The sequence below is a fragment of the Enterobacter sp. Cy-643 genome (assembly GCF_011752815.1).
Classification (GTDB): domain Bacteria; phylum Pseudomonadota; class Gammaproteobacteria; order Enterobacterales; family Enterobacteriaceae; genus Cedecea.
In genome coordinates, this window is record NZ_VWWV01000001.1 from 1287017 (window position 1) to 1304644 (window position 17628).

At 55.6% G+C, this 17628-nt stretch carries 18 protein-coding genes and 1 pseudogene; 10 read left to right on the forward strand and 9 right to left on the reverse strand.

Annotation, left to right across the window (positions count from 1 at the left end):
- The first annotated feature begins 177 nt into the window (after nt 1-177).
- Nucleotides 178-834, forward strand: coding sequence for a GntR family transcriptional regulator (locus tag F3J29_RS05945; RefSeq protein ID WP_166863791.1), 657 nt, complete (start codon nt 178-180; stop codon nt 832-834).
- Between the two features lie 123 nt (nt 835-957).
- On the opposite strand, the gene F3J29_RS05950 is transcribed toward F3J29_RS05945, so the two are convergent.
- The 3 genes and pseudogenes from F3J29_RS05950 to F3J29_RS05960 all read right to left on the reverse strand — a co-directional run bounded on the left by F3J29_RS05950 (nt 958) and on the right by F3J29_RS05960 (nt 3854).
- Complete coding sequence (locus tag F3J29_RS05950; protein WP_166863794.1) at nt 958-2100, reverse strand: trans-sulfuration enzyme family protein; 1143 nt, start codon at nt 2098-2100, stop codon at nt 958-960.
- Between the two features lie 22 nt (nt 2101-2122).
- Nucleotides 2123-3082, reverse strand: a pseudogene (locus F3J29_RS05955) (PLP-dependent cysteine synthase family protein); the annotation flags it as partial.
- Nucleotides 3083-3347: 265 nt separating this feature from the next.
- The gene (locus F3J29_RS05960; RefSeq protein ID WP_166863798.1) at nt 3348-3854 is read right to left on the reverse strand and encodes an RrF2 family transcriptional regulator; all 507 of its coding nucleotides are present in this window, start codon (nt 3852-3854) and stop codon (nt 3348-3350) included.
- A 172-nt stretch (nt 3855-4026) separates the two neighbouring features.
- On the opposite strand from F3J29_RS05960, the gene F3J29_RS05965 reads away from it, so the two are divergent.
- The 3 genes from F3J29_RS05965 (at nt 4027) to F3J29_RS05975 (ending at nt 7075) form a co-directional block, all read left to right on the forward strand.
- Nucleotides 4027-5229 (forward strand): NAD(P)/FAD-dependent oxidoreductase, encoded by a 1203-nt coding sequence (locus F3J29_RS05965; RefSeq protein ID WP_166863800.1) that lies wholly within the window; start codon nt 4027-4029, stop codon nt 5227-5229.
- 39 nt (nt 5230-5268) lie between these two features.
- Nucleotides 5269-5580: a N(4)-acetylcytidine aminohydrolase gene (yqfB, locus tag F3J29_RS05970; RefSeq protein WP_166863802.1), complete on the forward strand. Its 312-nt coding sequence runs from the start codon at nt 5269-5271 to the stop codon at nt 5578-5580.
- Between the two features lie 106 nt (nt 5581-5686).
- Complete coding sequence (locus F3J29_RS05975; protein WP_166863805.1) at nt 5687-7075, forward strand: hypothetical protein; 1389 nt, start codon at nt 5687-5689, stop codon at nt 7073-7075.
- 50 nt (nt 7076-7125) lie between these two features.
- Here the strand turns inward: F3J29_RS05975 and F3J29_RS05980 are convergent, their stop codons facing one another.
- Nucleotides 7126-7347, reverse strand: a complete 222-nt coding sequence (locus F3J29_RS05980; protein WP_166863807.1) for an HP1242/YdcH family protein — start codon at nt 7345-7347, stop codon at nt 7126-7128.
- A 261-nt stretch (nt 7348-7608) separates the two neighbouring features.
- On the opposite strand from F3J29_RS05980, the gene F3J29_RS05985 reads away from it, so the two are divergent.
- On the forward strand, nt 7609-8373 hold the full coding sequence (locus tag F3J29_RS05985; protein ID WP_166863809.1) for a siderophore-interacting protein: 765 nt from the start codon (nt 7609-7611) through the stop codon (nt 8371-8373).
- An 11-nt stretch (nt 8374-8384) separates the two neighbouring features.
- Nucleotides 8385-8960 (forward strand): PadR family transcriptional regulator, encoded by a 576-nt coding sequence (locus F3J29_RS05990; protein WP_166863811.1) that lies wholly within the window; start codon nt 8385-8387, stop codon nt 8958-8960.
- 75 nt (nt 8961-9035) lie between these two features.
- On the opposite strand, the gene yidZ is transcribed toward F3J29_RS05990, so the two are convergent.
- From yidZ to F3J29_RS06005, 3 genes are all read right to left on the reverse strand, one after another.
- Nucleotides 9036-10016, reverse strand: a complete 981-nt coding sequence (gene yidZ / locus F3J29_RS05995) for an HTH-type transcriptional regulator YidZ (RefSeq protein ID WP_166863812.1) — start codon at nt 10014-10016, stop codon at nt 9036-9038.
- Entirely contained in the window at nt 9985-11169 is a 1185-nt protein-coding gene (locus F3J29_RS06000; RefSeq protein WP_166863814.1) for an MFS transporter, read from the reverse strand. Before F3J29_RS06000 ends, yidZ begins: the two co-directional genes overlap by 32 nt.
- A 204-nt stretch (nt 11170-11373) precedes the next feature.
- On the reverse strand, nt 11374-11886 hold the full coding sequence (locus F3J29_RS06005) for an SRPBCC family protein (protein ID WP_166863816.1): 513 nt from the start codon (nt 11884-11886) through the stop codon (nt 11374-11376).
- 114 nt (nt 11887-12000) lie between these two features.
- Between F3J29_RS06005 and F3J29_RS06010 the strand changes: the two genes are divergently transcribed.
- Nucleotides 12001-12900, forward strand: coding sequence for a LysR family transcriptional regulator (locus F3J29_RS06010; RefSeq protein ID WP_166863818.1), 900 nt, complete (start codon nt 12001-12003; stop codon nt 12898-12900).
- Here the strand turns inward: F3J29_RS06010 and F3J29_RS06015 are convergent.
- Entirely contained in the window at nt 12877-13332 is a 456-nt protein-coding gene (locus F3J29_RS06015) for a GNAT family N-acetyltransferase (protein WP_166863820.1), read from the reverse strand. The genes F3J29_RS06010 and F3J29_RS06015 overlap by 24 nt on opposite strands.
- Nucleotides 13333-13375: 43 nt before the next feature.
- The gene (gene pqqU / locus F3J29_RS06020) at nt 13376-15523 is read right to left on the reverse strand and encodes a TonB-dependent receptor PqqU (protein WP_166863822.1); all 2148 of its coding nucleotides are present in this window, start codon (nt 15521-15523) and stop codon (nt 13376-13378) included.
- A 227-nt stretch (nt 15524-15750) separates the two neighbouring features.
- On the opposite strand from pqqU, the gene F3J29_RS06025 reads away from it, so the two are divergent.
- Genes F3J29_RS06025 through F3J29_RS06035 form a run of 3 tightly spaced genes read left to right on the forward strand, consistent with a single transcriptional unit; the run spans nt 15751 to nt 17565 of the window.
- A complete protein-coding gene (locus F3J29_RS06025; protein ID WP_166863824.1) occupies nt 15751-16311 on the forward strand; it encodes a fasciclin domain-containing protein in 561 nt (186 codons plus the stop codon).
- 43 nt (nt 16312-16354) lie between these two features.
- Nucleotides 16355-16909 (forward strand): RNA polymerase sigma factor, encoded by a 555-nt coding sequence (locus F3J29_RS06030; protein WP_166863826.1) that lies wholly within the window; start codon nt 16355-16357, stop codon nt 16907-16909.
- Complete coding sequence (locus F3J29_RS06035) at nt 16906-17565, forward strand: anti-sigma factor (protein ID WP_166863828.1); 660 nt, start codon at nt 16906-16908, stop codon at nt 17563-17565. Before F3J29_RS06030 ends, F3J29_RS06035 begins: the two co-directional genes overlap by 4 nt.
- Nucleotides 17566-17628: the final 63 nt, after the last annotated feature.

The window sequence follows — 17628 nt, forward strand, 5'->3', positions numbered from 1 at the left end:
AATCCCTATACGTTACCGTCTAAATTATTGACGGATATCGAATGTTTCGTCAGGTTAATTCGCATGGTGGTATAAATTTGTGGTAAGAGTACATGATATATCCTATATACTCCATTGATGACAAGCCAGTTATTAAACTGCAAATACAAAGTAGTTATTTTGCTATAGGAAATAAACATGCTTGACTTAGAAAAAGCGCAAAGAATGAGTTTAACCATGCAAGTTGAGGGCAGGTTAAAGAGTGCGTTGATCGTGGGAACCTTAAAACCCGGCGCAAGATTAGTGACCAAAGAGATTGCAGAGCAGCTTGGCACCAGCATAACGCCGGTGCGTGAAGCGCTTTTGCGTCTTGTTTCTTCTGGCGCACTGGACGCTACGCCGGCGCAGGCTTTTTTGGTGCCTGAAATTTCTCTGGGGCGCTACCACGAAATTACAACCATCCGTAAAAATCTGGAGGGTATGGCGGTCGAACAGGCGGCGCGTTATATGGATAAAACCAAACTTGCCCGCCTGCAGCAGCTTTGTGATGCGTTTCTTGAAGCGAAGCACATCAGCGTTGAGGCTGCGCTGCAGGCTAACCGGGAGTTTCGTTTCCAGCTGTTTGAGTACGCAGAGATGCCAACGCTCACCGTATTAATTGAGCAGCTTTGGGTGCGCATTGGACCATGCTTTAATTATCTGTACCCACAGTCGGAAGAAATGACTCAGGGGCATCATAATTACGACGATCTGCTGGAAGCACTGGCCGAAAAAGATGAAAAGCGCAGCGTGAAAGCAATTCATAAAGCGATAGACGACGGGGCAGATATTTTACGCCGACAGTACTTTGGTTAAAGACTAAACGTCTTTAATTTATTAACGCACAGCAAATAAATGGCCTTTTGTATTACTCTGGATGTGCTCAGAGCCAGCAAAAGGCCATCATTTATATTTATGGCAGCATCAATTAACGTTCGGCTAACTTAGCGCCTGCGCGAGATCGGCCTGCAAATCTCCGGCATCTTCAATCCCCACCGACAAACGAATGAGCTGTGGCACAATGCCGTTACTTAAACGCTGTTCGAGCGGAATAGAAGCATGGGTCATGCTGAAGGGCTGGCTGACCAGGCTTTCAACGCCGCCCAGACTTTCGGCGAGCGTAAACAGCTTCAGCTTGCGGATCACTTCTTCGGCTCGTTTTTCATTCCCGCGAACCACAATAGAAATCATGCCGCCAGGCTGCGACATTTGCTGACGTGCAAGCTGATATTGCGGATGAGTCTCCAGCCACGGGAAATAGACTTTTTCTACTTCAGGATGTGCCTGGAGCCACTGTGCCAGCTGAAGCGCGTTGCTGCTGTGGCGCTCCATGCGCAGCGCCAGAGTACGAATGCCCCGCAGCGTCAGGAAACTGCTGAACGGGTCAAGCACGCCGCCGACCGCATTCTGCAAATAACCGAGCTGCTGGGCCAGGTCATCATTGGCGCCCACCACCGCCAGTCCGGCCACAACATCAGAATGGCCGTTCAGGTACTTGGTGGCCGAGTGCACCACAATATCAAAGCCGGACGCCAGCGGGCGCTGAAGTGCGGGAGAAGCGAAGGTGTTGTCGGCCACGCTTATCAGGTGATGGCGTTTGGCGATATCCGCAATAGCGGCCAGGTCTGCCAGTTTAAGCAGCGGGTTGGTGGGCGTTTCCACCCAAATCATGCGTGTTTCAGGGCGAATGGCTGCCTGAAGGCCGTCGAGATCGTCCGGCTTAACCCAGCTGACCTGAAGCGCGGCGCTGCGCTTGCGCACGTTTTCAATCAGCCGCCAGGTGCCGCCGTACACATCGTCAACGGCGATAATATGGCTGCCGCTGTCCAGCAGCTCAAGCACGGTTGAGATAGCCGCGAGACCAGAGGCAAACGCGTAACCCCGCTGGCCGCCTTCGAGTTCGGCAATCGCCGTCTCCAGCGCCTGGCGGGTGGGGTTGCCGCTGCGCGAGTATTCAAAACCGGTATGCTGGCCCGGTGCCGGTTGGGCAAAAGTCGATGTGGCATAAATCGGCGGCATCACCGCGCCGTGTGCATCCTCGAAAGTCCCGCTGTGCACACTCTGGGTAGCAAATTTATTCATGAATTATCCTTAATAGTTACGCCAAGTTTTGCTGGCTGAGCCATTGATCGTTAAACATTTTCGACAAATATTTGTTGCCGCTGTCGCAGGCGAAGGTGACCACGCGTTTCGGCGTGTTCTGTGCCTGGCAATAGCGCAAGGCGGCGGCGAGCAGGGTGCCAGTTGAAGAACCCGCCAGGATGCCTTCGTGGGTTAGCAATTCACGGGCCGTGGAAAAGGCTTCGCGGTCGCCGATCCGGTATGCGTGCTGGACGCGCTCAAAGTCGGCAAGCGATGGCACAAAGTCTTCACCGATGCCTTCCACCAGCCAGCTGCCCACTTCGCCATATCTGCCGTGCTCAACCACGTCGGCAAGAATGGATCCGCAGGGATCGGCCAGCACAAACTCGGTTTGCGGGGAATGCCGCTGGAAAAATTGCTGCAGACCGCCCAGCGTGCCGCCGGAGCCAACCCCCACGACGATGGCGTCAATGTGGCCCCCGGTTTGCTCCCAAAGCTCAACGGCCGTGCCGCTGGCGTGGGCCAGCGGGTTTGCGGCGTTAGAAAATTGATCGATGTAATAACTGCCCGGAATATCTGCCGCCAGCCGCAAGGCGTAATCCTGGTAATATTCCGGGTGGCCTTTGGTTACGTCCGAGCGGGTGAGACGCACGTCCACGCCGAGCGCGCGAAGATGTAAAATCTTTTCCTGGCTCATTTTGTCCGGCACCACCAGAATCAGCGGGTAGCCTTTTTGCGTGGCAATCAGCGCCAGCCCCAGCCCAGTATTGCCCGCCGTGGCTTCAATAATCGTTCCTCCCGGCTGCAGCTTGCCGCTGCGCTCGGCGTGTTCGATCATCGACAGGGCAACGCGATCTTTAATTGAGCCGCCAGGGTTTTGGTTTTCCAGCTTAAGCAGCAACTCGCAGCTGCCGGTATCCAGGCGATTGAGCCGCAGCAGCGGCGTGTGGCCTATCAGGTCCAGGACGGAGTCAGAAATCATTTCTCTCTCAACATGAAAAGTGTTCATGTATGGAATGATAGGGCGGCGAACTGGTGCTTCTAAAGAACATAAACCCGTGGTTTAGATCGGAAAGTAATATAATGTGCTGTTCTGGAAGTAGGGAGGGAAAGCCGTTCGGACGTCCGGAATGGGGGATGGCTAAACCAGCCTACTTTTATCGGTTTAAGCTTGTTTTTTAAACAAAAAAGCCAGCGACTTATGCGCTGGCTGGCTTTGAATCTGCGAAATTGTACTAAGGAAAAGGCTAACTGCTCCGCCGGTCGCGGATCCAGTCCTGCACTTCGATAACAAATTCATCCGGTGCCTTGCGGTACATGCGGCGGGCCAGATCCAGTACGGTATGCTGAGCCAGCGCTTCTTCCATCCGCTGCTGGGCAATATTCATTACCGCGCGCACGCCGCAAATCCCTTCGCAGGCCCATTCAGGCGGCGTTTCTTCAAAGACGGCCAGCCGCTGGCGAATCTCCTTGCAGTCGAAAATGCTTTTCTCGCCGTCGATGGCTGCCACAATGTCCAGCACGCTGATTTGGTCCGGTGGACGGGAAAGGATAAAGCCCCCGCCTTTGCCTTCGCTGCTGATGACGAGTCCCGCTCTGGACAGTTTGGTGAAGATTTTACCGAGGTAGTCGTAGGGCACGCCCTGCAGTTCGGCGATTTCGCGCACGTTCATTTCGCGGCCTTCGCCTTTGCCATCCACCATGCATATCAGGCTGTGAATGCCGTACTCAACGCCCGAACTGTAAAACGCCATGCTGCCTCCGACTCATTTAATCCAGGTAATGTAGGGATTTTACTCACGCGATGCAATCAGTAACCCCGAAAACAGAGGATTAAAAATAAACTCCGAAAGATCTTGTCGTAGTTAACTGCGACAAGTATAGTCGCAGTCGTTGGCCACTGAGGGCCTTTACCGGAGTAGAACCATGCAACAGAAGATCCTGATCCTTGGCGCCGGCTTTGCCGGTATGTGGGCGGCCCTGAGCGCGGCCAGATTGGCGGCGATGCACAACCGTGACGACGTTGAGATCGCCGTGCTGGCTCCCCAGCCTGAGCTGCGCGTTCGCCCGCGTTTTTACGAAACCGAGGTGGCTTCGCTGGTCGCTCCTCTTCAGCCGCTGTTCGACGTCACCGGCGTGACCTTTGTGAAAGGTGAGGCGCAGCGCATCGACAGCGTCAATCAGTGCGTCTGGTACCGTGACGAGCAGGGCAACAGCACGCCGCGACAGTACGATCGCCTTGTCCTGGCCACGGGCAGCAACCTGAAACGTGACCTGATCGACGGTGCGGCAGAGCATGCTTTCGACCTCGACCAGCTAGAGAGTGCTTTACGCCTGGAGCAGCACATCGCTGCCTTAGCGCAGCAGCCGGAAAGCGAAGCCCGCAACACGGTTATTGTTTGCGGCGGCGGATTTACCGGCATTGAAATGGCGACCGAGCTGCCGGGCAGGTTACGTGCGGTGCTGGGGGCAGAAACACGTGCCCGCGTGATTGTGGTGGAACGGGGCGATAAAATCGGCGGCCGTTACAGCCGCGAACTGCGGGATGTGATTGCCACCGCCAGCGAAGAGCTGGGCGTGGAGTGGCGGCTGAATACCGACGTCCGTGAAATTGATGCGAGCGGGATTGTGCTGGCCGACGGGGAACGCATTGCCTCCCGCACGGTGATTCTGACCGCAGGCGTGCAGGCCAGCCCGCTGACGTCGCAGATTGACGCCCCGCGTGATAAACAAGGCCGTCTGCACGTGGATGCTTTTTTGCGGGTCGAAGGACAGCCAGCTATTTTTGCGACGGGAGATGTGGCGCGTGCCGAAACGGACGAGCAGGGTAACCTCGCGCTAATGACCTGCCAGCACGCCATCATGCTGGGCCGGTTTGTGGGCTATAACGTGGCGGCAAGCTTGCTGGACGTGGCGCCGCTGCCATACCGCCAGATTAACTATGTCACCTGCCTCGATCTTGGCGGCTGGGGCGCTGTGTTCACCGAGGGCTGGGAGCAAAAAGTGACGCACGTGCGAGAGGAAGCGAAGAAAATTAAGTTGTCGATTACTCAGGAACTGATTTATCCGCCGGTGGCGGACAGAAAAATCGCCTTTGAAACGGCGGATCCGTTAGCGCCGTTCGTCTAAGGGATTTATCATGCTGCCGAATGTATATCAGGAGGCAGCATGGCTAACGACATCACTTTTTTCCGCCGCTTTGAGCACGACATTATCGCGGGGCTCAAAACCATTACGCTGCGCGACAGCAGCGAATCCCATTTTCAGCCCGGTCAGCGTTTGCGCGTGGGCCGCTACGAAGATGACGTCTATTTCTGCACCATCGACGTCATCAGCGTGACGCCGGTGTTGCTTGATGATCTAGATGATGAGCACGCCCGCCAGGAGAACATGACGCTGGCAGAGCTCAAACAGGTGATTGGTGAAATTTATCCGGGATTAAATGCGTTGTACGAGATTTCGTTCCGGCTGGTGAACTGATCCTTCGCCCGAGATTAGCATGATGGAAGGGGGATAATCGTGCGTTTGCTTGTATTGGTGGCTGGTAGAATCAGCGATACCTCTTGCGCGAATACAACCAGACATTATGCAAAATCATTTTTTAAAACAGCTCCAGCATTTTCTGAGGGATATAGAAAACGCTGAACAGGCGGCTCAGGTTCCTCAGCGGCTCGCCGATTATCTTTTCTCAAACCAGGCGTGCCTGGATGAAAGCAATATTACGCTCGATTTGATCAATGCCCTGAGTGACTGGCTGGAAGGTAAACAGCAAAACCTGAATCAACTCTACCTGTCACTCTATCTTTTCTGGCTGAGCGCGCTGGCGCGCAACGGTATCGATATTTTTTATTTTGGCGAGCTGAACAAGCTGCAAATGCTCGGATCGCGCTTCAGAGATTCGGCCATCAATAACCTCTATTACCTCAGTTATGAAGAGACAAATCAGCAGGAAATCACCGCATTTCATAACAAACTTTCCGCCAGCACGGCTCCTTTTATTCTCTACGATCCGCAGGGATTAAAGCTGGCCTTTGCGGTTGAACATCCTCAGGCCATAGGCTGCATTTCGTTTTACGATTTGCTGATTGATAACTATATTCCCGCCAGCGGCGAAGCCATTCAGTACACGCATTTGCTGAGTCAGCAGTATACATCCCTTGCTAAGCCGCAAGTCAGCACGGCGATCATTGGCAATTCATACAGCTTTTTTGGCTTTCCGGAGACGTTGCTGACCAACAGCGTCAATATGTCTGCACAAAGCCTGGGGCTAAAGCAGGCCCAGCAATTAACGGCGCATATTATTGATCGTTACCCGCACGTACAAAACTTTGTGTTTTGCCTGGGCTTCTTTGATCTGTACAGCGACCTGCTAAAAACAAAAGATGACTTTAATCAGCAAATCATCCATGCCTGGAGCCAGCTCAATAGCCATTACAGGATAAAGCCGGAAGAAGGGATAACCGCCGACGGCATGCAGGCGTTTAGCCGGCTGGTGATGCCGACGCCGGTGCAGGGACAGGCGATACACGGACTCGAGGCCAGTAAGGCCAGGGCGCAAATTTGCGACTCCGCGCGTCTCATCTTCGCTCGCAGCGATGCACTCCCGGACTTACAGCAGAAAGAGGAAGCCCAAAAGCGGGGGATCTCGCACTCGAAATCAGTGAAACACCAGGCAACCCTTGCTGAAAATAAGCGGCGAGTGGCCGGGATGAGCCTCCAGATGGCGGCGCAGGGCAAACATGCCGTCTGGCTCACGCCGGCTTTCCCGGCGGCCTACGTGAACAATCTTGATGCCGGGATGAAAGAGACGCATCGCCGTTATTTTGCCGACCTCGAAGGCGCGCATTCGCGTTTTATCGACCTCTCAGAGCATCCCGCCTTTGTGCGTGAAGACTTCCGGGACGGTGACCACCTGAATTATTTGGGGGCAGGAAAAATGATTGGCATTCTGCGGGAGTTGGGTGTGGGGTTGTAACCTCTGGAGACAACAAGGGAAGGGCAAACCCTTCCCCGGTTTCAATACTCTCAGGCCGGCTGGCTCGCCTGTTTCAACATCTGGTAAAGCTCTTGTTTTACCCTCAGTTTTTCTTTCTTCATCTGCACAACTTCATCGTTGTATCCCGTCCCTTGCGGCCCCTCCTTGCGCGTAATTTCGCTATCAAGACGGTTGTGCTTATTAAACAGGCTGAGAAAGCGGGGGTTTTCGGACTTCAGGTGGGTAATCAAATCACGGTACTCAGGAAACATGTCAGGCCTCCCTGGTCAGTAGGTTGGTGAGTGGATTAACAACTGGCTGATGCCAACTTCAGTTTAGAACCGAATTTGCGATAAGGGAAAGTACAAAAAAGCATCGTTTTGTCAATTTGCGATCCCGGCGGCACGCTGTCGGAATGGATATCATTCTGATTGCTGAAGCCTGATGATAACGCCGCAAAATGATAAAGACAGGCGCAAAGCCGTACACTAAGATATGTCTGTGATATATCTTACACGCCTAAAGGGGACGCGATGACAACGCAAAATAATGCTAAAAAAGTGCCGGTTCGGGTTCGTAACGAACTGAAGTTTCGTGAATTAACGGTCAAAACGAAAACGCTGATTGCCAATACGTTTTACCGCCTGGTTTTCACCAGCCCACAGCTGGCGGATTTCACTTCCCAGGGATTTGACGACCACATCAAAGTCTTCTTCCCGGCTGAAAATGGCGAATTCACTCCGCCGCAGGTCACGCCTGAAGGCATTGTCTGGGGAGAAGGGGTTCGTCCACAGTCGCGCGACTATACGCCGCTGGATTTCAACGCCGAACGCGGTGAATTAACCCTGGATTTCTATCTGCACGACGGCGGCGTAGCCAGCCGCTGGGCGAAAGACGCGCAGCCGAACGACAAGCTGTTCATCGGTGGCCCGCGTGGCTCTCTGGTCACCCCAACGGATTATCACTGGCAGCTGTACGTCACCGATGAAAGCGGCCTGCCTGCGGTACGCCGCCGTCTGCAGTCGCTGAGTCAGGATGTTCAGGTCGAAGTCCTGGTTAACTGCCACGATCCCGACAGCCTGGGCTATCTGAACGAATTCCCTGCGGTAAATGTGCGGGCGTTGACTCACGCGGAAATCGCCGGGTACCTGAAGCAGATTGAGATCCCTGCCGACGACTATTACATCTGGATTGTTGGCGAAGGCAAAGAGGCTAAAGCGCTGGGAGATTACCTGCTGGAAGTCCGCGGCCTGGACGCCGATCTGGTGCGCGCCGTCGCCTACTGGCATGACAAATAAGGTTACAAATTATGCGTATTCATCATCTGAGACAGCACAAATGCGAGCGCCACGAACAGCATCGCGGCAGGGGCGGTCATGGCCGCCATGAACAAAGCCACCCGGAGGGGCGCGCTCGCCATCGCCGCGAACGTCTGTTTGACGCCAACGATATCCGCCTGCTGATCCTGCATCTGCTGGCAAATGGCCCGGCCCACGGCTATGAGCTGATCAAATCCATCGAAGGGATGGCGAAAGGGGAATATGTGCCGAGCCCCGGTATTATTTACCCGAACCTGACGCTGATGGAGGAGATGGGCTTTATTACGGTGGGCGAAGGGCAAAGCGGGAAAAAATCCTTCACGCTGACGGCGGAAGGACAAACCTCGCTTGAACAGCAGCGGCCAGAGCTGGAAGCGGTGACCAATCGACTCGCTACCCTTGGCGTTCTCGGCGACAACCGCCGTTTACCCGAAGTGCAGCGGGCTATTCATAATTTTAAAACGGCGCTGCACGCCAAACTGGGCAGCGCCGAGCTGTCGAAAGAGACGCTGTATAAGATTATCGACACGCTGGATCAGGCGGCAAAAGACATCGAACGCAGCTAGAGCCTGCCCTGGCGCGGGGGAAAGAAACATTCACTCGCGCCGGGGTTCTATCGGCCTTGCCCACCTGGAAAACGTTTAGACATGTGCTGTTTTACCGGCGATAACGAGATCGGCATAAAGCGCCTTAATCGCCTGCCTGAGCCAGATAATTTTCGGGTTATGGCGGTTACGTTTGTGCCAGATCATCATATAGGGTGCCCGAAATTTTTGCAGAAGCCCGGCATCAAACGGCAGCGGGCGGGAGACCAGCGGCAGGTGGTGAAGCTGGCCGTAATGCCGACAGTAGCCCGGCGCGGTCGTCAGCAGGGAGTGCCCGGGCTGAGCGGCCATAAACAGAGACTGCTCGAATCCCGGCAGGCTCAACGCAATATCCCGCTTGCGCCCCATTTCTCTCAGGATATCATCCAGCGCCCAGGTATCGCTTTGTTCCCAGTAAATGCTGATATGGGGATAGCGCAAAAAAGTGTCCAGGTTCCACTCTTCCTGGAGAGCCGGATGATCTTCCCTCAGCCAGACACAGGGAGAGTCATAAAAGAGCACTTCACAGTCGATAGACAACGGCAGATTCAGCTGTCCTTGAGAGCGCGGATAGCTCTCACGGCCGGTGAAACCAACATCCACACTTCCACTCGTAATGGCGTCCAGCGCGTCGTAATCCCAGTGATGCAGCCTGATAGACGCCTGAGGATAGCGCTGATAAATCTGCTGCGACAGCGCGTTGAACATGATCATCATCAGCGGTAATTCAACCACAAGCTCAAACTTCAGTCCGCTCGGCGTCTCATGGTGAGCGTTATCCAGCAGCTGATGGCTCATTTGCATCCAGTCCGCCAGTTCCTGCGCCATGCTCACCATCAGCGGCGTAGGGACGAGTCCCTGAGGAGTATTGACAAATAATGAATCATCAAACCACGCCCGCAGTTTTGCCAGCGATTTGCTGATCGCCGAAGGCGTGACGCTCAGCCGTTTTGCCGTGCGGGTGACGCTGCGCTCCTGCATCAGCAACTGCAGGCAGAGCAGCAAATTAAGATCGAGGCTGTTGATTGTTTTCTTCATACTCAACTACGGCTCTGGGAGAGGCGACAAGGAAAATCAGTAAAAGACTGACAATGCTACAGCCAATCAGAATTCCGATCAGCATATTCAGCGCATCGATCCGCAAAATGGCGGCCAGCCATATCCACAATGATGAACCACACACCTGTGCCACTCCGAGCGTTGAGCTGGCTACCCCTGCCCGGAGTGAAAATGGCCCCAGCGCCTGGCTCATGGCCACGCCAAATCCGACGGAGAAACCTGTGCACACAAGCGTGAGTCCGGCCAGCGTGAGCAGGTTTGAATCGGCCATACTCAGTAGCAGGCCAGCCGCCAGAAACAGCGTCTGAGACGTTATCATCATTGTGCGGGGCTGAAATACGCTCAGGGCAAACGGAGTAGAGAATGAAACGCTCATGCTGACGACGGCCGTTAGCGCCATTGTGGTGGCGTATTCCCCGCGAGCTAAGCCCAGCCCCTCCATCAATAACACGGGGGAAGTGTTAACGAAGGTGAGGATGACCGTTACGCTAAGGGTTGTTATGGCCAGCCGGCTGAGGAAGAAACGGTTAATCAGCGACTCGGCTTTTGGCAAAGTAGCCAATGAGCTGGCGCGGTCGGCTGCTGGCCTCGTCTCTTTCAGTACCAGCAGGGAAAGCAGTAATACTGCGAGCCCCATTCCGGTCAGGGTATAGAACAAACTTTGCCACGGGAAAATAAGCATAATCAGATGCCCCAGCACCGGCGCCATTACCGGCACGATGCAGGTGATTCCGTTCATTAACGAGAGCACTTTGGTTCTGCGTCGCTCATCCAGGGCATCCCGCAGAATTGCAAAAGCGACCACGTAGCAGGCTCCCGCCCCGATCCCCTGTCCCAGCCGGCCCGCCAGAAACAGCGTGCTGTGCTGCGCCGAGGCGCATATCAGGGAGGCGGCAATAAAAATTACCGAACCGAATATTGCCACCGGCTTACGCCCCGAGCGGTCCGCCACGCGGCCAGCAAAAAGCATGGAACAGGCCATTCCGGCAAGATAAACGGAGAAGGCAATATGCAGCTGCGCCTCGCTGGCGTTAAGATCGGCCGCAATACGCGGTAACCCGACCAGATACATATCAATGCCCGCAGGGTAGAGCAAAATCAGGGCAAAACTGCAGATTAGAAAGCGTGTCATGGCGTCCTCAGTGTAATAGCGACGCTCAGCATAAGGGGAGAATCCTGCAGATACGAATTGCCATCTGGACAACACTCTTTTCCTGTCAGGAAATTAGCACGCGACAGGGCCGGGGTGAGCGCTGGCCGATGTGGAACAGCGCTACATGGTGGGTATTTTATACCGCTGGCCGACGGCGCAGACGGCGGGGCAAAAACCTTAACGCTATTTCTTCTGGCTCAAAGCATAATTTGCCAGGCCGCAGATCCACGCCTGATGTGCGTTTAGCATAGGGTTAGGCAACGTGCCCGCCAGGTCACGCGCGGGCTGCCCGTTTTGTGTTTCCTGAGTCAAAATGCGCACCCGGCCAGACGATAGATTTTCAATCAGCCAGGCGTGATGCACGTCCAGCTCTGGGGACGCTTCGCTGCCAACCCAGCCGTGCCAGGCGAGACGCCCCGGCACTTCGCCCTGCGGGGCGACAAACTCCACCACTTCGGCTTCAACCGGAAAACTAAAGGTCGTGAAGCGGAAGCGCGAACCTGCCGTTAGCGCTGGCCCGCTGGCATCATGAAATACAATATCGGACACGTTGCTGTAATAGCGTTCCCAGGCGGACGTTTGCGTCAGCCAGCGCCAGACTTCGCTGGCGTCCAGCCCGGTCATAATGATTTCGTTTGAAGCGAAGTTGTCGCTAAAACCGGGGACAAAGCCCTGCGGCCAGTGAATTGAATGCATGTTGGATTCCTCGCGTTTCGTTGCTGTGAGGCGAGAATAGCGGGGCACTAAATATAAAACCAATCGTCAAATTTAATCTCAGATATAATGTAATTTTATATCTGGAGGCAAGCGATGCGCGATTTACGCAGTCTGGATCTTAACTTACTGAAAACCTTCGATGCTCTGCTGCAGGAACGCAGCGTGACGCGGGCTGCCTCTCGCCTGTCCCTGACGCAGCCTGCCGTTAGCGGGATGCTGACGCGGCTGCGTGAAAGCTTCGACGATCCGCTGTTTATCCGCAACCAGCGGGGCATCGTGCCAACGGAGCGAGCGTTACAGCTCGAGCAGCCGGTGAAACGCATCCTGCACGAAGTTGAACTCCTGCTGCGCCCGGCCGAGTTCGACCCTAAAACGTCTACACTGACGTTTTCCCTCGCGGCCACGGACTACGCGCTGCAGGCCATTGTGCTGCCTTTTATTAATGCACTCCGCCGCGAAGCGCCGAACATGCGCGTCTCGGTGCGCCCGCCGGTTGACGGCCAGCTTCAGCCGATGCTGGAAAGCGGCGAGCTGGACCTTTCCATCATGACGACTTTTTCGCTGCCGGCTGACCTCCACGTTCATACGCTGTACGAGGAGCAGTACGTTTGTGCGCTGGGGCTGCAGCATAGTCTGGCGAGGCAGCAGCGGATCACCCTGGATCAGTTTTGCGCCTGCGATCATGCGCTGGTGTCGTGGAGCGGCGGAGAGTTTAGCGGCGTGACCGACAGTGCCCTGCAGAAAATGAAACGCACGCGGCGGGTGAGCCTGTCCGTGCAGAGTTTTTTATTCTTAAACGAGATTTTAAAATCCAGCGATCTGATGGCCGTGGTACCCGCGAGACTGATTGCCGGACAAGCGAATATCGTCAGCCATCAGCCGCCGCTGACGATCCCCGGCTTTACCAAGGTCGCCGCCTGGCATGAGCGCACGCATCACGACAGCGCGCACCGATGGGTAAGGGAATTGTTATTCCGCAGCTGCGGGGCGTGATTTTTCGAAGCGAATATCTTCGCCACCTTGCTCACCCACGGCCAGCCAGCCGTGGCGCTGATAGAACGCAGCGGCGCGGCTGGCGGCCGCCGTTTCAAGCCAGATAGTGGGCTGCTGAGCAAAGAGAAATGCCTCGGCTTTTTCCAGCAGCAGTCTGCCAACGCCCTGGCCTTCAAACTGAGGCAGAACGAACATGGCAAACAGGCAGGCCTCTTCGGCAATGGCCATCGAGAAACCGGCCGGCTCACCGTCCACGTCTGCCAGCCAGATACACGGCGATTCGGCAATAATCTCGGCAATAGTCTGCGGTGTGATGCCCATTTCGGCCATTTCTTCGTGCGACAGATGATTCTCTTTGACGCTGGTTCGGATGGTGAAAATGGTCTCGATGTCTGCCAGGGTGGCATCCCGGAGGGTGAGATTAGGTGACATAAAACTCCTTTTTAATCCCCCGACAAAAGCCGGAGGGAAAAGCTTACTGGAAGCTGTAGCTGACGTTGACGCCCACGCCATAGTTGCGGCCCGGCGCTGGCTCGAAATAGCGGCTACTGCCTTCATTGACAATCACCGAGCCGACATAATCGCGGTCGAACAGATTATCAACTCGCCCCCAGATGTCCAGCAACCAGTTTTGCCGCACGTGAAGCTTGTAGCCGGTGTTCAATCCCACGGTGGTCCAGGTCGGGGCTTTGGCGCTGTTCTGGTCATTCGCCTGGATATCGCTCATGTAGCGAACATCCGCGCCCGCATACCAGCCGTCTTCAGGCACGTAGCCCAACGACGCGTAACCCATGTTGCGGGCGATCCCCGGCATTCGGTTGCCGCTGCAGTCGCCTGTTTTGCAAACATTGGTGCGGTAGGTCGCGTCCAGGTACGTCCAGGCCATTTTTAACCGCCAGTCGGCGGCAAACTGCTGATCGAGGGAAAGTTCCAGCCCTCGGCGGCGAGTTTCACCGGCATTTTTATAGGTAGCGCGGCCACCATCGTTTTTATCGGATACGATCTCGTTATCGGTGTCGGTCTGGAACAGGGCGGCGGTAAATAGCCCGTTGCCAATGCGGTTTTTACTGCCCACTTCTACCGTGGTGCTGGTGGACGGCTGCAGGGCGAAGTTAAGCCCCGGCTTGTCGTCACTGCGGTAAGAAAGCTCGTTAATGGTCGGCGTTTCAAACCCGCGGCCAGCGGAAGTGTAAATATTCCAGCCGTCGGTGACGGCATATTTCAGCGAGGCGGCAGGCAGCCACTTGTGATAGCTGGCGCTGCCGCTGTCGTCGCCGTTTTTCCCGACGATGTAATAATCGTTGGAATCAAAATAGACCGAGCTGAAGCGCATGCCCGCATCCAGGCTGAGTTTGTCGGTGAGCTGCCACGTGCTTTGCAGGTACGGATCGAGGTTCCACATCAGGTTGCGCTCGTTCCGGCGCAGATTGCCCTGTTCGCCGAGCACCGTGGCGCCGTTCACCGTCACAAAATTCTCGTAGCCTTTGCGCTTCTCGGTCATTGTTTCGTAGTCGAGCCCGGTGGTGAAACTCACCGGCACGCCGCCGAGTTCACCGCTGTGCGTCCAGCGGGTATCGATCCCCTGATAATGCCTTGCCAGCTGGATCACGCCGCCAGGGTGCGTTGGGTTTTTCTGCACTGATTCGGGAATGGACTGAAACTGCGTCGTTTCGCGCACGCCCGCGTACATCATCACGCTTAGGTCATCGTGCTCGCTGAGCTGGCGCTCGTAACGCAGGCCGCCCTGGGTTTGCTTCGTTGTTTTCCGCGTATTGTACTGATCGGCGCGGGGCGCCTGCGTTGGGTTATCGTGCCACTCCTGCCCGGTCAGGCCGCCGGGATCGTTGGCGTCAATATCCACGCTATTGAACAGCAGCGTCAGCTTGCTGACATCGTTCAGGCGGACGCCGAGCTTTGCATTCCCAAGATTCTTCTGCGCGCTGCTGTGGTCACGGTAGCCGTGCGTGGTAAAGCGCGAGGCGGAAATTGCATAGTCCACATCCCCGGCCTGCGTGCCGTCGCCGGTGGAGCCGGTGGCCTTCACGCTGTTGCGCCAGCTGCCAAAGCTGCCGTAGTAACTACTGGCCTCAACGGTTGGCGGCTGTCGGCCCGTTTCCGTTTTGACGTTAACCACGCCGCCGGACGAGTTGCCGTAGAGCGCGGAGAACGGGCCGCGAAGCACTTCCACGCTGTCCACGCTGTTCAAATCGATATTGGACGTTTGCCCCTGGCCATCGGGCATGGTGGCCGGGATGCCATCCACATACATGCGCACGCCGCGCACGCCGTACGTCGAGCGCGAGCCAAAGCCGCGCACGGAAAGCTGCAGATCCTGAGCATAATTTTGGCGATTCTGAATTTGCAGTCCCGGCACGCTGCCGAGGTTCTCCGACAGGTTTATCCGGGGAGCAGCCTGGCGCAAATCATCGCCATACACCACGCTGACCGCGGCTGGCGTATCGAGCTCAGAAACGGTTGTCGGTTTAGCGGTGACCAGCAGCGTGGATTCGTCTTTGGCCTGTGTGTCAGCGGCTTGCGTAAAGCCGGGAGCTAAAGCCGGGATCAGGAGAAGGGAAAGGGCGGTTTTATGCGTGTGGAGCGTCTTGTTCTGGGGTTTCTTCATCGGGGAGTGTTTTACGGTATGCGCAATTGTCAGGATTGTGAACTGTATATGTTAGTTCTTGTGTTTAAGTTTTGAAAATTATTAGCGCACGTAACGTTAACAATGGGTTATGACTGAGGAAATTAACGGCGAAATATTTTTAATTTTTTCTGCATCCAGCGGCGCACCCTCCATCGTATATCAGACTGTGAGCAACTCTCTTGCTCCCTACAATTGAGGAATTCAACATGAACAAGTATTTTGCTTCCGCCGTGTGCGCCTCCGCTTTTTTCAGTACGCTGAGCATTGCCTCAATGACGAACGATTCCGTGATGGTCGGCGGGGCTGCAATGTACCCGTCAAAAAATATTGTTGAGAACGCCGTGAATTCCAAAGATCACACGACGCTGGTTGCGGCGGTGAAAGCCGCTGGTTTGGTCGATACGCTGGAGAGCAAAGGGCCGTTCACCGTCTTTGCCCCAACCGATGCCGCCTTTGCCAAATTGCCGGCGGGCACGGTCAGCAACCTGGTGAAACCGGAAAATAAAGCCACGTTGACCAGCATCCTGACTTATCACGTGGTGGCAGGAAAATACGATATGAAAGCGCTGGAGAAAAAAATCCAGCAGGGCGGCGGCAGCGCAGAATTAAAAACGGTGAATGGCCAGCCGCTGTGGATCATGAACAACGGCCCGCACAATATTCAGATCAAAGACGGGAAAGGCAACATCGCCAATATCAGCACCTATGACGTGAACCAGAAAAATGGCGTGATAGACGTGATTGATACCGTACTGATGCCGAAGTGAGTGTCTATACTCGATCCAGGCTCGTCGCCCGATCGAGAAAATTATGGATAAAACTCTGGTAGAACAGCAGGTAAAACTGATGCGGGCGGTTGCTGAAGGTGACCGCCGCGCATTCGAACAACTCTATCGCCTGACGTCCCCCCATTTGTTTGCCGTGGCGCTGCGCACCGTGCAACGCCGGGCCTGGGCCGAAGAGATTCTGCACGATGCTTTTCTCACGATATGGAATAAAGCTTCAGGTTACGATCCGGCCATCAGCGCCCCCGTAACCTGGCTGACCCATATTGTTCGCAACCGCTGTATCGACTGGCTGCGCAGCGGGCAATCCCGGGCGGCAAATCAGGAAGACGAACTCAGCGACAACGCTGCGGATAGACAAAGCGAAGAAGACAACGGCTGGTGCGACGAACAGCAGGCAGGGCGTCTGCGCGGTTGTTTGGACAATTTGACCAGCGAGCAGCGGCAGAGCGTGGTGCTGGCCTACTATCAGGGGATGTCTCACGGCGATATCGCCGACTGGCTACAGCAGCCGCTCGGCACGGTGAAAAGTTGGATCCGCCGCGCGCTGGATCACCTTAAGGATTGCGTCGGACTATGAACAGTAGCCAACAAACAGACAATGCCCTGGCCTCTGAATACGCGCTGGGGACGCTGCGCGGCGGTGCCCGGTTGCGCTTCGAACAACGTCTCCAGACCGAGCCGGATCTCGTCGCGCTCGTGGGCCGCTGGCAAACCCTGCTTGGCGGGCTGGACAGTCAGATCCAACCGCAGCATCCGCCGGAAACCGTCTGGAAGAAAATTCAGCTTAGCCTGCCGCCCGAGCGTAACGTCGTGGTGCGTTCGCGCTGGAACTGGAACTATCTCGGCTGGGCGCTTGCCGCCGGGCTTGCTGCGGTTGCGCTGGTGCCATACTTCAGCCCCAAAGCGCCGGAGCTGGCGCCACTTATGGTGCTTAACGGCGCCAGTCAGCAGGGGCAGTGGCTGGTGAGCGCCGACAGCGACCGGAAAACGCTGCGCCTGACGCCGCTGCAGCCGGCCTCCATCTCCGCCAGCAATAGCCTGCAGCTGTGGGCTATCCCGGTTGGCGCGAAGCCCGTCTCGCTTGGGCTTTTGGACAGTAAATCGGTGACCCAGGTGAGTAACGGAAACGTGACATTGTCACGAGGTGTGACGATCGCCATCAGCCTGGAGCCGCAGGGTGGTTCGCCAACCGGGCAGCCAACGGGGCCGGTAGTGTATAGCGGGGTGTTGTGAATAAGTTTACTGCGAATGTGATGGCGAGGAAGGTGATAGAGGAAGACGCGTATTCCCTCTCCC

Coding starts and splice junctions, on each gene's coding strand:
- F3J29_RS05945 (WP_166863791.1), top strand. CDS start 178: ATGCTTGACTTAGAAAAAGCGCAAAGAATGAGTTTAACCATGCAAGTT.
- F3J29_RS05950 (WP_166863794.1), bottom strand. CDS start 2,100: ATGAATAAATTTGCTACCCAGAGTGTGCACAGCGGGACTTTCGAGGAT.
- F3J29_RS05960 (WP_166863798.1), bottom strand. CDS start 3,854: ATGGCGTTTTACAGTTCGGGCGTTGAGTACGGCATTCACAGCCTGATA.
- F3J29_RS05965 (WP_166863800.1), top strand. CDS start 4,027: ATGCAACAGAAGATCCTGATCCTTGGCGCCGGCTTTGCCGGTATGTGG.
- yqfB (WP_166863802.1), top strand. CDS start 5,269: ATGGCTAACGACATCACTTTTTTCCGCCGCTTTGAGCACGACATTATC.
- F3J29_RS05975 (WP_166863805.1), top strand. CDS start 5,687: ATGCAAAATCATTTTTTAAAACAGCTCCAGCATTTTCTGAGGGATATA.
- F3J29_RS05980 (WP_166863807.1), bottom strand. CDS start 7,347: ATGTTTCCTGAGTACCGTGATTTGATTACCCACCTGAAGTCCGAAAAC.
- F3J29_RS05985 (WP_166863809.1), top strand. CDS start 7,609: ATGACAACGCAAAATAATGCTAAAAAAGTGCCGGTTCGGGTTCGTAAC.
- F3J29_RS05990 (WP_166863811.1), top strand. CDS start 8,385: ATGCGTATTCATCATCTGAGACAGCACAAATGCGAGCGCCACGAACAG.
- yidZ (WP_166863812.1), bottom strand. CDS start 10,016: ATGAAGAAAACAATCAACAGCCTCGATCTTAATTTGCTGCTCTGCCTG.
- F3J29_RS06000 (WP_166863814.1), bottom strand. CDS start 11,169: ATGACACGCTTTCTAATCTGCAGTTTTGCCCTGATTTTGCTCTACCCT.
- F3J29_RS06005 (WP_166863816.1), bottom strand. CDS start 11,886: ATGCATTCAATTCACTGGCCGCAGGGCTTTGTCCCCGGTTTTAGCGAC.
- F3J29_RS06010 (WP_166863818.1), top strand. CDS start 12,001: ATGCGCGATTTACGCAGTCTGGATCTTAACTTACTGAAAACCTTCGAT.
- F3J29_RS06015 (WP_166863820.1), bottom strand. CDS start 13,332: ATGTCACCTAATCTCACCCTCCGGGATGCCACCCTGGCAGACATCGAG.
- pqqU (WP_166863822.1), bottom strand. CDS start 15,523: ATGAAGAAACCCCAGAACAAGACGCTCCACACGCATAAAACCGCCCTT.
- F3J29_RS06025 (WP_166863824.1), top strand. CDS start 15,751: ATGAACAAGTATTTTGCTTCCGCCGTGTGCGCCTCCGCTTTTTTCAGT.
- F3J29_RS06030 (WP_166863826.1), top strand. CDS start 16,355: ATGGATAAAACTCTGGTAGAACAGCAGGTAAAACTGATGCGGGCGGTT.
- F3J29_RS06035 (WP_166863828.1), top strand. CDS start 16,906: ATGAACAGTAGCCAACAAACAGACAATGCCCTGGCCTCTGAATACGCG.